Origin of the sequence: Parafrankia soli (assembly GCF_001854695.1) — a bacterium.
In the GTDB taxonomy this organism is placed as follows: domain Bacteria; phylum Actinomycetota; class Actinomycetes; order Frankiales; family Frankiaceae; genus Parafrankia; species Parafrankia soli.
In genome coordinates this window covers 38886-53178 of the sequence record NZ_MAXA01000058.1, presented here as the reverse complement: position 1 = coordinate 53178, position 14293 = coordinate 38886, and the positions used below count along the sequence as shown (strand labels likewise).

Annotated in this window: 7 protein-coding genes; 4 read left to right on the top strand and 3 right to left on the bottom strand. The window is 68.0% G+C overall.

Annotation, left to right across the window (positions count from 1 at the left end):
- The first annotated feature begins 26 nt into the window (after positions 1–26).
- Positions 27–1220 carry a glycerate kinase gene (locus tag BBK14_RS07080; RefSeq protein WP_083390779.1) on the top strand — a complete coding sequence of 398 codons (1194 nt, stop codon included), beginning with the start codon at positions 27–29 and terminating at the stop codon, positions 1218–1220.
- 82 nt (positions 1221–1302) lie between these two features.
- Positions 1303–1536 (top strand): hypothetical protein, encoded by a 234-nt coding sequence (locus BBK14_RS07075; RefSeq protein ID WP_071060375.1) that lies wholly within the window; start codon positions 1303–1305, stop codon positions 1534–1536.
- 35 nt (positions 1537–1571) lie between these two features.
- Here BBK14_RS07075 and fxsT (BBK14_RS07070) read toward each other — a convergent pair whose 3' ends face one another.
- Positions 1572–5495, bottom strand: a complete 3924-nt coding sequence (gene fxsT / locus BBK14_RS07070) for an FxSxx-COOH system tetratricopeptide repeat protein (protein ID WP_071060374.1) — start codon at positions 5493–5495, stop codon at positions 1572–1574.
- Between the two features lie 9 nt (positions 5496–5504).
- Positions 5505–6914: a TIR-like protein FxsC gene (locus BBK14_RS07065; protein ID WP_116430011.1), complete on the bottom strand. Its 1410-nt coding sequence runs from the start codon at positions 6912–6914 to the stop codon at positions 5505–5507.
- A gap of 798 nt (positions 6915–7712) precedes the next feature.
- Here BBK14_RS07065 and BBK14_RS07060 point away from each other — a divergent pair.
- Positions 7713–8957, top strand: a complete 1245-nt coding sequence (locus tag BBK14_RS07060; protein ID WP_071060372.1) for an FxsB family cyclophane-forming radical SAM/SPASM peptide maturase — start codon at positions 7713–7715, stop codon at positions 8955–8957.
- Positions 8947–10788: an HEXXH motif domain-containing protein gene (locus tag BBK14_RS07055; protein ID WP_071060371.1), complete on the top strand. Its 1842-nt coding sequence runs from the start codon at positions 8947–8949 to the stop codon at positions 10786–10788. The genes BBK14_RS07060 and BBK14_RS07055 overlap by 11 nt, the downstream gene beginning before the upstream one ends.
- 54 nt (positions 10789–10842) lie before the next feature.
- On the opposite strand, the gene fxsT (BBK14_RS07050) is transcribed toward BBK14_RS07055, so the two are convergent.
- Positions 10843–13392, bottom strand: a complete 2550-nt coding sequence (gene fxsT / locus BBK14_RS07050) for an FxSxx-COOH system tetratricopeptide repeat protein (protein ID WP_338045434.1) — start codon at positions 13390–13392, stop codon at positions 10843–10845.
- Positions 13393–14293 lie beyond the last annotated feature (901 nt).

Genomic DNA, 14293 nt, shown 5'->3' with positions numbered 1-14293 from the left:
TCGGTTCAAGTCCCTCCCGGAGTGTCATGATCCCCTCACCTGACGCGGTACCCGTCCCGCCCACCGCGGCATCCGGCGGCCCGCTGCGGATCGTCATCGCGCCCGACTCCTTCAAGGGCTCGCTCTCAGCCACGGAGGCGGCGACCGCGCTGGCCCGCGGCTGGCGCACCGTACGCCCGAACGACGTCGTGCTCACCGTTCCGATCGCCGACGGCGGCGAGGGCACGCTCGACGTCTTCAGCGCGGCCGTCCCGGAAGCCGTCAGGAACACACTGGACGTCACCGGCCCCGACGGCCGGCGGGTGACCGCCGGGTGGCTCGCGCTGCCCGGCGGGACAGCAGTGGTCGAGCTGGCCCAGGCGAGCGGCCTTCCCCTCATGGCGGACCTGGATCCGCTGAATGCCCACACCGTCGGGCTCGGCGAGACCATCGCCGCCGCCCTCGACGCGGGCAGCCGGCGCATCCTCGTCGCACTCGGCGGCTCCGCATCCACGGACGGCGGAACAGGACTGCTGACCGCGCTCGGCGCCCGCTTCCTCGACGCCGCCGGCCGGCCGCTGCCCTCCGGCGGCGGAAGCCTCCGCTCGCTGACCGCAGTGGATCTGGCCGGCCTGCGCGCCGTTCCTCCCGACAGCGTCCGCTGCCTGGTGGACGTCGACGCGCCCCTGCTGGGGCCGGCCGGGGCCGCCGCCGTGTTCGGACCGCAGAAGGGCGCCGGGGCGGCGGAGATCACCGTCCTTGACGCGGGCCTGGCCCGGCTGGTCGAAATCATGGAGCGGGCGGGCGCGCCGACGGGCCTCGCCACGCTGCCCGGCGCCGGCGCGGCGGGCGGCACCGCCTACGGGCTCGCAGCCGCCCTGGGCGCTGCGCTGGTGCCCGGCGCAGCCACCATCGCCGACCAGGCCGGGCTGCCGGCCGCCCTTGCCGGCGCGGACCTGCTGATCACCGGCGAGGGTCGTTTCGACCACACGTCCCTGGCCGGGAAGGTGGTCGGCGCGGTGTCTGCATTGGCAGCCGGCGCCAGGCTGCCCCTGGTGGTGGTCGCTGGTCAGATCGCCGCCCGCCCGCCGGCGGGCGGTGACGCACTCGCGCTCGCCGACCTCGCCGGCGGGAAGGCCGCGGCGATGGCTCATCCCGTCCACTGGCTGGAGCAGGCGGGCGTTCTCCTCGCTCGGCGTAACTCGGACGGCGTGACGAGAGCGGTAATCCGGCAGCCGTAGGCTTCGTTCTGGCGCAGGGGACCCCCGGACCAGGCGCGGTATCCACGTGATTCGAGCCGGAACGGACGGAAGCGAGCAAGACATGGGCGACGGACCGATCGAGATCGAGTCGGCACTGCCCGACCTCTGCGGTCTCGATCTAGACGCTCTCGACAGTCTCGAGATCCCGACCCTCCTCCGCGCCGCCGAACGACTCCGGCAGGAGGCGCGCAGCCCGGGCAACTCCTGGGCCGGATTCTCCTCGAGCGCCCACCCAGCCCAGTCAACGGAGGCCGGTAAGCCGGCCGCCACCGGCCCGTCGATCGAGGTCTGGTGACGCTTCCCCCGAAGCCCACCGGGTGGGGAGAATACTCAGGAGGGAGGAGGATCGATGCCCATGTCGATCCTTCGGCCCTGCTGCAGCGTCACAACGATGGGATGTTCCGCGCCCAGCCTGTCCGTTAGCTTGCGGAGCAGGCCCGACCGCTGTGCCTGAGCGTTCGCCGGATCACCGCTTCGCTGCTCATCCCCCGCCAGGTTCACCGCGGCGATCAGCGTCGCCGGATGGTCCTCCCCCAGCTTGGCCTGCAGGACGTTCCAGGCCTCCTGATCGAGCTCGCGGGTGGCGGCGATCCGCCCGGCGTCGGCGTGGCAGTTAGCCACATTCATCGAGCAGAAGACCGTGTAGGGGTGCCCGGCGGAGAGTGACGACCGCAGGCCGTCCAGCGTCTGCTGGCCGAGTGCCTCCGCAGCGGCCGGTTCGCCGCCCCGGCGGGTAGCCATGACCAGGCTGTTAGCGGCGGCCAACGTGTAGATGTTCCTGTCGCCCAGTCTGGACCGAGCCCGCCGGTGGGTCTCGTCCGCCAGCCTCCGGGCCGCCGCGGTCTCCCCCATCTGCAGGAGAACGCCAACCAGGCAGGTGGCGACGGCGAGTGCCTCTGGCTGCCCGGGATCGGCGCGGGCGCGGAACCTGGCATGGACGTCCTCGGCGATCTCCCGGGCGCGGCCCGGCTGTCCGGCCCACCGGAGCGAGACCGCGTAGTTCGTCTTCATCCGCAGCGTGTCCGGGTACGCCTCGCCCAGCACCTGGCGAGACCATTCGAGTGCGCGTTCTAGCAGGGCGACCGAGGCGGAGTACCTCCCGTTCTCCCGAAGGTCCCGGGCATGGCCGTCCAGGTACAGGAGTGTCCAGATGTTGTCGTCCCCCCTGAGCCTGCGGTGCCGTTCATAGACCTCCTCGCTCATCTCGAGCGCAAGCTTGAAATCACCCAGGAAGCGCAGCGACACAGCGAGGTTGTTCGCCGCCTTGAGCGTCTCCTCGTTGTCGAGGCCGGCCGTCTCCCGGTAGCGGGAGTAGGTGTCCTCGTCGAGCTGCCGGGCCGACTCGTAGTCACCGATGCCGCGGTAGTCGCCGCCCAGCGCCATCGCGGCGCGCAGGGCAAGCGGATGGCTCGGGCCGAGGAGGAGGACCAGCCGGTCCCGCGCTCGGAGATCGAGCACCCGTGCCTGCTCGGCGTCGCCGAGGGCCCGCTGGCTGTCCGCGAGATCCAGGGCGAGCTCCAGTGTCCGCTCGTCGTCGTCACCGAAACGCTCTCGCCACAGGACGAGCGTCCGGCTGGCGAGATCACGGCAACCATCGTGATCACGCTGCATGTACAGACATCGCACCTGGTTGCGGACGAGGCGCGACACCTTCTCGCTACGCGCCGTCGGGGCCCTGGTGGGTTCCAGATGCGGACGGATCAGGGTGTAACGCTTCCAGTTCTCGGGATCGTCTGGGTTTCCCGGATCAGCGGCCGCGAGTATTGCGTGCACCCGCGCCCGGACACCGGCCCGCTCCGTGGGGGTCAGTTCGTCACGTATCGCGGTCTGCACGAGACGGTGCATCAGCAGGCTTCGGTCGATGGGATCCACCCGGGCGAGCGCATGCTCGCTGATCTGCCGCACTGCCTCACCCAGCGTGAGATCGTCGCGGAGGGTCTGGTCCGTAACGTCAGCGAGTTCGGCAAGGCCGTCCCCCGCGAACAGGTCGAGGCTGATCGGCTCCGGTCCGAGGAAGGCGCAGATCTGCGCCAGTCGTGCCGCGGTGGGAGCCCGGGAACGCAGGCGCTCCATCGACAGCAGCCAGGTTCTGGCGACAGGGCGCGGGTAGGTCGGGACCTCGCCCTCCAGCAGCAACGGGCCGGGGCTGCTCTCGAGCAGTTGCAGGTACCGCTCCGCCGGCATCCCGGTCTCCGCGTRCCAGGCGCCGGCGTGCTCAAGCGCGAGGGGAAGGTCCCCGAGAGCCTTGGCCAGCCGGGTCGCGACCGCGGCCGTCAGCCCGGGCGCTCTTCGCAGGAGCAGCTCGATGCTCTCCTCCCGGTTGAAGACGTCGATCTCGACCGGGGACTGCCGCCCCCGCCAGCGCTGGTTCCGGGAGGTGATAACCACATGCCCGGGACCGTTCGGAATCAGCGGCAGGATCTCGTCCGGGGTGTCCGCGTTGTCGAACACGAGGAGCCAGCGGCGGTACGGCACCCCTTTACGCAGGGCATCGATCAGGCTGTCTACCAGGTCACGCCCCTGCCTGGCGGGCAGGCCAAGGGTGTGGGCGAGCCGGGTCATGTCGCTGCGCGCCAGCGCCGCCTGGTCGCATCCGATCCAGCAGACGAGATCATAGGTGGAGCCGAACCTGAAGACGTACTCGGCCGCCAGCTGGGTCTTGCCCACCCCCGCGAGTCCCTGCAGCACCAGGGTGTGGACGGCGGGCGCGTCCTGGCCCACAAAGCGGTTCCGCATGTCCATCAGCAGCGCGTCACGGCCGACGAACATCGGGTTGCGCGCGGGCACACCCTCCCAGATCTTCGGGGGGGAGCCCGGATAGCGAACCTCCTCCAGTTCTCCGGACCGCGTGCGCGCTGGGGCTGCCGGTTGGGACGGCCTGCCGGCCGCCGTCACCAGCGCACGGCGGGCGGGCACCTCGGCGAGGCCGACGAGATCCGCATGGTCACGGGTGGCGCCTTCCGGTGGCATGCGGACCTCCTCGACCCGGACAGGGACGAGGAGCCGCTGGACCCCGTCCGGATCGAAGGTCACGGTCGTCCGCCACCGCTCCATCGCCTCGGGCGAACGGAGATAGGCGGCCGACACGATCGCCACCATCCGCCGGGTCAGGTCCGGCTCCGTGCCCTCCAGCCGCTCGGCTGCAGGCTGATCGACCTGTTCGAGTGTCACGTGGAATCCGGCGGCCTCGAGCTCGGCGCCGACCCACTCAGCCCAGGGGCGGTCGGCTGCGGCATGGCTGACAACCATGTCGGTCGGGATCGACACCCTCGTACGCTCGAATGCCGCGAGGGTGCGTCGGCGCCGGGACTCGTCCTGTGGGGGAAGCGCGACGACCGCGCCGTCCGTCAGATAGGACGCGAGCCTCTCGTACGCGGCCAGCAGGGTTCCCTCCTGGAGCGGTCGGTCACCGAAGACGGCCAGGATCTCCTCGTAGGCGTAATAGGGCTTGTAGGGGACCTCGACGTCACCCCAATAGTGCTCCTTCATTCGCTTGTCGAATCCGCGCAGAAACAAGTCGAATGCCAACCGGGCGACATCACGACCCAGTTCCGCTTTTCGCTGCTCGGCGTCCTCGACCCGCATCGGCACCGGCAGCTGCCGGATCTCCCGGTCCTCGCTCTGCGCCGCGATGGACCGGGACACCGCAACGGCACCCTCGATGCTCTGCGCACTGAGGGTAAAGCAGTTGACCACGGTGTCCGGGAGCTGGACGGTGCAGATTCCGGCCGTGTCGCTCAGTCCCGTTCGACTGTCAATCAAGATCCACTCGTAAGAGGCCCTCATATCCTGACGAAGTGCGTCGATGAAGTCGCCGCCGCCCTTGTCCGCATAGAAGGAGTTCCAGTCGAAGGTACCGACACGCTGGGCGTAGGCGGCGTCGTGCCGGCCGGAACAGACGAAGTCAAYGGTTCCGCCGTTGGGGAACGGCCAGTTCAGGGACGTCGCGTACGGCGTGATCGTGGTGGACCGCCGGAACCAGTCCTCATCGCCCGGCTCCGGCGGCGACATCACCGTCACCGTGAACTCCCAGATCATGTCCATGATCCCAGGGGTCGACCGGAGGTCGGGATCATGGAGGAAGGGGTGGAAGTACCGATGGAGGCCAGGCGCCTCGAGGTCCCAGTCCACAACCAGCACCCGGAAACCACTGCTTGCCAGCAGCCAGGCGGTGTTGGCGAGAGCCATGGAACGACCGGTGCCCCCCTTGTAGGAGTAGAAGGTGACGACGGTCCCGAGATCTGTACCAGACACCGACGCCGCCTACGGGCCGTCAAGGCGAGGAGGGCGACGTGGGTTATTTCCGGTCCGCCGAAGGACCCGCCGATGCTCGAAAATGCGCRCCTGCGACTCGGCGATGATCTGTACCAGCGCCAGATCGAACTCCTCATGTGTCCGCACATTCATGCGGAACAGCTTGTCCTGGCGAACGAAGTTGTTATACAAAGTGGCTGCCAGGACCTCGGTAAGATGCTCGGAGTTCGCATGGGTCTCCGTATCATCCGGATTCAGGGGAACCAGGACACCAGACGTCGGCTCGTTACGACCGTCGTACGCGACCAGCGCCCGGTGAAAATTTTCCAGCTTGGCCGCCCACATGTCCACGACGAGTATCACGATCTCGTTGTGCACCCTGGATTTCTCCAGCAGGTCGGAGACTCCGCCGTCAAGGGGAACAATTTTCGAGATGAGGCCCTGTCTCGCGGCAACCATCTGCGCGATCACACAGGCGGGACCGTGGTTCTTTGGCTTGTATGGCATCCATTCGTCGAACGTACTGCCGTAGCAGTCAAGCTGGCTCCGCAACGTACCGATCTCTTCGGCCGACGTCGAGGCCAGCACGAAGGTAATGCGGCCGGGTCCGCCCGCGACAGGCCCCGGCGCCTGTTGGAGCTTGCCGGGCAGCGTCGGCGGCGAGCCAGTTGGCGCTCGCGGCTCTCCAGACCTGTTACCCACCTCGAGTTCGACCTTGACCTGATCGGTCATCGACGGGGTGGGTGCAACCGCTCCCGGCTCCTCGACCGTCGGCGGATCTCCCTCGTCCGGCATGGATGCCGGTCCAGTGAGCACGCGGAAGGCATTGGGAACCTGATGGAGCGCTGGGATCTCGGGCTGCGGGGCCAGCGGCGAGTCCTCGGCAAGCTGGACGATCCGAACCGCTAACGTCAGCAGGAACTCCTGATATTCGTCATGATTACGCTTCAGCTGCAGGAGGTACCGCAGACCGAACCGCGCATACGTCTCCCCCAGGCCGCTGTGATCATACTGCAACCGGGCGAGCAGCTCCGGCGGATCTCGTAAGGGGGTCCAGATCACGGGCAGCAGCGCCGGCGGACACTCCCGGCCCGCCGCGGCGGCGGCGCGTAACCGACCGTCAAACATCCCCCATTCCCGCCCGCAGTACTCGCTGGCGAAGAACGAGGGTGAGCACATCGCCACGAAGGTTCTGCACCGGCAGAGCGCCGCACCCAGCTCCGCCGACCAGGCCTCCCCCGGCTGGATACTGCTCAGGTCCAGGAAGCCGACGCTGTCCGCGTCCGGATGGCCCGCATGGCGGCGTACCTCCGCTCTGAGATCGCGGAAGAACTGCTCAAGCAGGGGGTCGTCACGGCTGTCCACCCGGGCATAGCTGAAAAAGAAGTACAGCGGCCCCGCGTCCCAGGCCTCAGGCATGCCGGCCGGTGTCAGCCGATGCAGGTGCCTGCGCTTGCGTGACGCGGCGAAACCCCTCGGGTTCGCCGTCCGTCTGGGACCGGTCCTCGGCAACTTCCCCGCCGACGCTCTCCCCCGACACCGAGTGGCCCCTCTCCCGCGGCCCGCCGTGGCCGCGCTGCGTACGCCGGCACAAGTAGGGTGCAGTTGGCCGGCTCCATCCTCCGACGGGCGAGAACAGATTCTACGTCGTCTCCCGGGTACACACCGACCGCGGATTGTCGCTCGACCGCTACAGAAGACGCAGTCCCCCATGACCGGGAGCGAGCCTTCCCCGAAGCGCGACACCGATAGACTACGAAACCAGCAAAGGACGGGATCGCTTCCGTCATCCACGCGCGCGTGGAACGCCCACGGAAACGGCGGACTTCAGCAGGATCGAAGCGCCTGCGGGCGGCACCGGCTAGATTGGAGGACCGGGGACGACGGAGGAGGACACCTGATGGACGACTCGTCTTCCGACATCGAGACGCTTCTGCCCAACCTGGGCGCGTTCCGACTCGACGAGGTGGCCGCAACGGGGAACCGCACTCTACGGCAAGTTGCCCGCCGTCTGGCCAGAGAGGCCTCGGGAGCAGGTCTACCCCTTGCCGGATTTCAGTCCAGCGCCGCGGCATTTGACGAGGCAGGCATACCGGGGAGTCGGATCGCACGGACCGACCTTCACGCCGGACAGGACTCCCCAGAATTTCAGCAGCCGCCGGCTGGGGTTTCGTCTTCCATCCCCGCAGCTTTCTAAAGCCAGAACAGCGAGCTCGTGTGATTGACCTCCTCGGCACGACTTACGGAGATCCGGCGGCCGAATGGCCGGCCAGCGAGCTCGACTTTCACCGGCTGACCGCGGCGGGATGGCAGCCGACACCCTTCCGTCAGATCGTCCTCAAGGTCAACAGCAGGTGCAACCTATCCTGCACATACTGTTATGTCTACCACCAAGCCGACCAGAACTGGCGGGGGCAGCCCGTCACGATGAGCCCGGGGGTGGTCGAGGCCACGGCCCGGAGGGTCGCAACGCACGCGAGGAGACACGAACTCCAGCGGATGCAGATCATCCTGCACGGCGGTGAGCCGCTCCTGGCCGGTCACGGCTACCTCCGCGACCTCGTGGAACGCCTGCTCACCGCGGTCGGCACCGACACCGCCGTGGAGTTCGGCCTCCAGACCAACGGCACCCTGATCGATGAGGTGTTCCTCGACCTCTGTCGGGAACTCGACATCCAGGTCGGGGTGAGCGTAGACGGCGATCTGGCGGTCAACGACCGGCGACGGATCCGTCGGAACGGAAGTGGGAGCCACACCGAGATCGCGCGGGCGCTGCGCCTGCTCAGCTCAGAACGTTTCCGCCCGAACTTCGCCGGACTACTCTGCGTGATCGACCCCGAAAGCAATCCACAGGAGGTGTACGAGAGCCTGCTGGCTTGGGGACCGCCTAGCATCGACTTTCTGCTTCCCCACGGGAACTGGACGACCCGCCCGCCCGCCCTCGACAGCGACGGGACGTCGACGCCCTATGCCGCGTGGCTCGGTGCCGTGTTCGATCGCTGGTACAGGGCCCCCGGGCACGAGACAGACGTGCGCCTGTTCATGGAAATCATCTCACTGCTCCTCGGCGGCCACAGCCACATCGAGACGGTCGGGCTCTCCCCCTCGTCCGTCGTCGTCATCGAGACCGACGGCTCGATCGAACAGGTCGACGCGCTCAAATCTGCCTATCATGGCGCGGCCGCCACCGGCCTCACCGTGCAGCGGAACGAGCTCGACGAGGCGTTGCGCCATCCGGGTATCGTCGCTCGCCAGATCGGCTCTGCCGCGCTCGGTCCCGAATGCACGCGATGCCCGGTGCACCGTGTCTGCGGAGGTGGCTACTACCCCCACCGGTATCGCGCCGGCAGCGGCTTTCGGAACAGATCCGTATACTGCCCGGATCTGTTCGCATTGATCAAAAAAATCAGCAGACAGGTCCAGGCCGACGTCGAGAAGGCAAAACCGCAGGGTGACAATTGACTTTCATCGGCTCGCACTGGCCGATTTCGACGACCTAGCGGCCGGCGGGGGCCGCGCCGGGCTCGTTCTCGCCCTGCGCCGGACGCAGCTGAGCAAGCGGCTTCTCGCGCTGCACGCAGTTATGACGGACGCTACCGAACGCGCTTCGGAGGCCGCCGTCGCCAGTGGTCTGACGAACGCCTACCAGGTGATCGCCGCGGCCCAGCGACAGGCTCCGGGAGAGATCGAGGCAATCCTGCTGTCACCGGGACTCGGTCTCTGGGCAATGCACTGCCTGCGTCGGCTGCATGGGAAGGCCAGCCCGTCCACTCCCCTCGAGGAGGATCTCGGGATCCTTGGGACCTTCGCCGTTACCGCCGCACTGCGCGCCAGTCTGCACGCCACGGTGACCGTTCCGCTCCGGGAGGGAAACCTGCTCATACCGGCTGTCGGCCGGGGCCAGGTTGGCCTGACCGGCTGGGCCACGGTCCACATCGAGGGGACGTGCCTGCGGTTGACCACGGGCGATGCCGGCAACGCGGAGTCCGAGACCATCATCCTGGAACCGCTGATCGACACAGCCGCAACGCCTCCGTCCCGGGCCCGGTCGCAGGACGGCCGATGGCGCACGGTGCCGGAGCTGGTCAGCGTCACGAACGGCCGACGCATCGCTCTGCTACTCGACGACGTCGACCCGGCCCGGCGGCTGCTCGATCTACCGATGGCACCCGACACAGCGACCGAGGACGTCGACGTCTGGCAGCAACGTCTCGACGACGGCTGGCGCATCCTGGACGACTACGACCCACTGGTCGCGGAAGCCGTCGCCGCCGGGCTGGCAACAATCTTTCCGCTGGCTTCGTCGCCATGGGCCGAGGAACTCAGCGCCTCGTCCGGGGAGGCTTTCGGCGCGGTGGCCCTCACGCTTCCCCGAGACGGGCTCTCCTTCGCCGCGGCGCTGGTCCACGAGTTCCAGCACACGAAGCTGTCAGCCCTGCTCGACCTGGTCGCCCTGCTCGAGCCCGCCGACGAACGGCTTTTCTACGCGCCGTGGCGACGTGACCCACGGCCCCTGCCGGGTCTCCTGCAGGGCGCCTACGCCTATCTCGGGCTGACCGGCTTCTGGGATCATCGGCGGCTCGCGGAGAACGGGGACGAGTTCGCGCACTTCGAGTTCGCGCGGTGGCGAGACGAGGTGTGGCGCGTCCTCAGCACTCTCCGTCTCTCCGGAGCAATGACGTCGCTCGGGCTGCGCTTTCTGGACGGCATGAAAACCACAATGTGGTCTTACAGGCAGAAACCCGTTCCCGACGTCCCCCGTCGGCTCGCGCGCCAGGCCTGCGACGATACGAGAATCGCCTGGCGACTCCGCAACACCGAACCCGCGCCAGCGCAGATCACGCGTTTGGCCCGGGCCTGGATCGAGGGCAGCCCGCCACCGGTCACGCGGATCCCCACCCGCGTCCTTCCAGGGAACCGCGGCCTGGTCACCAGCTCACGGCTTCTGCTCACCCATCTTCGCCTGCTCGATCCGAAACGATTCGAGGCCGCCCGGCAGGGCGTTCCTGACGTACTCGACGCCGCTGTCTCGGTCGCCGATCAGGCCCTGGCCTTCGGGGACGTCCGGGCCGCGGCACGAACCTACAAGGAAGAACTGGGCCACGAGCCCGACCGACTCGACTCGTGGGCCGGACTAGCACTGTGCCGGGGGCAGCAGCTGTCGCCGGGATCTCGCACCCTGGCCGCCCGTCCGGAGGTGGTCCACCAGTTGCACAGGAGAATCGAGGAGCTAGCCGGGATCCGCGCCGATCCGGACGTCCTCGCCTCCTGGCTACCCGAACCGGCGTCCTGACCAGCCCGGAAGAAGCGGATCCACCGCTGCCTACCGTGGGGAGTCTCCGCCGGGCTACAGCGGCGGCGGCTCGAAGTCGAAGTCGAGCCGCTCGCCCCGCTCACCAGCCCGGACGTCGGGATGCTCGGGTCCCAGGACCCGGCGGTAACGAGCGACGGTGTCGGCGGCGAGCTTCTGGGACTCCTCGTCCCGGCCGAGCTGGGCCAGGTCCAGCGCAACGTTCGTCGCGCAGACCAGAGTATGCGGATGGTCGGGTCCGAGGAGATCCCGGAAATGCGTTAGACCTCTCTCCCCCATCTCCAGGGCCTCATCGGCCGCGCCCTGCGCGGACCGGGCGGTGGCCAGGTTCGCCAGGCAGGTGAGCGTGAAGTGATGGTCCGGACCGAGCCTGTCGTCCAGACCGGCAAGCGCGTTTTTGAGAAGACGCTCGGCCTCGTCGACCCGGCCGAGCTGGCGATGGACGAGGGCGAGGTTCAGATAACACCCATAGGCGTAAGGATGATCGGCACCGAAGACGTCCTGATAACGGCCGACAGTCTTCTCGATGCGTTCCGCCGCGTCATTGGGATCCCCAGCGACCCGCTGCGCATTTCCCAGATTGATCGCGGCGGCGAGGGCGTCAGGGTGTTCCCTCCCGAACTGCCGACTATCCGTGTACCGGCCGTATACCTGCTCGGCGAGTTCCAGCGCCTCAGGGAAGTATCCGGCTTTCCGTCGGGCAACCGAAAGATCCTTAGCCTGCTGAAGAACCCACGGATGATCGGCGGCGAGAAGCCCGTTGTTAACAAGATCTTCATAAACTCGGTAAGCGTGTTCCGCCGCATCCCGGGCTTTCAGATATTGTCCCGCCTGCCGCAGGTCACGCGCGACAGCGGCGAGTGAGACGGCCACCCAGGGGTTGGCGTCACCGCCCCACAGGTCTCTTCTGCCAGCGAGAGTCTCCTGATCCCGTTGCAGCGCACGCTCGTAGGAGCTGTTGAGGCTGTAGTCCACCGCGAGGTTGTTGGCCACGAGAAGTGTTTCTTGGGCATAAGTACCGAAGGTACGTTCGTGTCGAGGAAGGGAATCCTCGTCCAGCTCGAGCGCGGCCCGAAAATCGCCACGGGCGCGCAGGTCGGCGCCGTGGCCGTTCAGAATGATAAGGGTTTCCTCGTGGTCCGGCTCGAGGACCTCGGTGATCGCTTCCAGTGTGGGACGCCGCAGGTCGTAGGCATCCTGATGCCTGCCAAGCGTCCAGAGGATGTCCGCCTTGATGCCCTTCAGCACGAGCACGTCCGGATCGCGCTCGCCGGAGACTTCCTCCCACCGCTCCAGCGCGCGGTCCGCCTCGTTCAGCCCCGTGGTGAAATCACCGACGTTGTACAGGTACCTGATCAGGTGCTCGATGAGCTGGCGAGCCTGAACTTCGCTGGACTCGAAGACACCGGACGGCACGATGTGCGGGAGCAGGTTCTCGAACGCAGCGCGGTTCTTGGTCTCGGAGTCTCCGGGGTCCGCCGCAATCAGCAGCGCATGCACCTCATCCCGCATGCGTGCCTGCTCCTCCACCGGGAGCTCGTCGCGGATGAGCATCTGGACCAAGCGGTGCACCTGCACCGTCTTCCGGCTGGTGTCGATCTTTGCCAACGCGTAGCGGCCGAGCTCGCGCATGGCGCGGCTCACCAGCAGCCGGTCCTGCATCGACCGGCCGAAGTCGGAGCTCAGGGTGTACTTGCCGCGGTCGAGCATCTCCAGCGAGATCGGCTCCGGGCCGAAGAAGGCGCAGCGCCGCAGCAGCTCGAGCGCGAACGGCGCCTGGTCCCGAAGCCGGGTCACCGACAGGCTCCACGCGGCCGCCACCGGCTTGGAGTAGTCGGACGGCGGGTTCTCCGCCAGCAGCCGGCTCGAGGCCTCCCCCAGCAGCTGCAGGTACTCCTGGACGCCCATGCCGGTCTCGAACTGCAGCGCCCCGGCCTGTTCCAGCGCTAGTGGCAGGTCCCCGAGCGCGTCGGCCAGCTGGTTGGCGTCGGCCTGCGCGATACCGGGAACCCGGCGGTCGAGGAACTCCAGGCTCTCCCGGCGAGCGAAGACGTCGACTTCGATCGTGTCGACGATGCTCTGCCAGCGCCGGTTACGCGAGGTGACGAGCACATGGCCGGGGCCGTGCGGCATCAGGCTGCGGATCAGCTCCGGCTGGTCGGCGTTGTCAAAGATCAACAACCACCGGTGGTAGGGCTCGCCTCGGCGCAGGGCGTCGAGAACGGCGGCGACCGAGTCCTCGACCCGCAGCAGGCCGCCCTCGGACAGACCGAGACGTGGCGCCAGCGCGGCCAGGTTGGAGCGCACGAGCGCCGGCTGGTCGGCGGGGATCCACCAGATCAGGTCGTAGTGCGACTGGTACCGGTACGCGTACTCGATGGCGAGGTGGGTCTTCCCGACACCGCCCAGGCCCTGGAGGGCGTGCGGTAGGACGGCAGTGACATCGGTCTGCTCGGAGGAGACACGGCGACGGAGTTCGGCGAGCTGGCTTTCTCGCCCGGTGAAGTTCTTGTTCCGCTGGGGTACACCACCCCAAATCATCGGAACGCCTCGGCTTGGCCCGCTCGCCGAGTCGAACTCCACCACCGAAGCCACGTTCCYCCGCCCCCGCCCGCCCGTCGGTACAGAACAGCCGCCGAGCATACGAGCCGCAGACACCTCGCCCCGTACACATCTGGCCGGCGCGCCGCAAAATCTTCGGCGGCGCACCTGATGATAACATCGGCCAGTGGCTCTGGCGCCATTCCGCAGGCCCGCCCGCGAGTCGGTCGGGCGATGCGCCCGACCTTCTTCCGGCCCAGGCCAACCTACCAAAGCCCGGCCCGAATGTCGGACGCACGACACCTCCACCCTCAATGGTGAACGACCGGGGCATCCAGGCCCACATGATGGCTCCTCGACCGACACCTCCGTACACGTCGGCCCACGACGTCCTAATGACTCCACAGCATCTCCCGAACTGCATGTTTCCGCAGGTCAGAAGCTATTTCCGGGGCAGGTCGGGGAGCGCCGCGCCGACGGTGGGCACGCCGGCGGCCGGCCGGCGCGGGACCGGCGGAGCCACCTTCCCTCCGGACCAAGCCGCCTGATCCATGGCCGACGAGGCGGGCCCACCAGCGCCCGGCCGCTTGCCGGATACCGCGATCCGGCACCTTGCCCACCGGCAGCTTCCGGCCAGTCCGGAATATGCCCACCGATCGGGAGGGTCGACTCCGGAACGAGGGCGGCGAAGCGTACCCACACGCGATCACCCGGGCTGTCCCGCCCCGGCCAAGCCCGCGACTGCGACGACTCCTCGTACTGCGAAAATCTTGCCAACTGGCGAGGTCGGCCCACAGTAGCCGCCATATGGCGGAGAATGATGGGGACGGTCCAGGACCGCGCGGCGGCAGAGCCGGGCCGGGCCAGGTGGATACCATTCGCGGGCACGGTCGCGTCAACGCCGAAAGGCTATCAGCACTGTTGAATACCTACTATCCAACCCTCG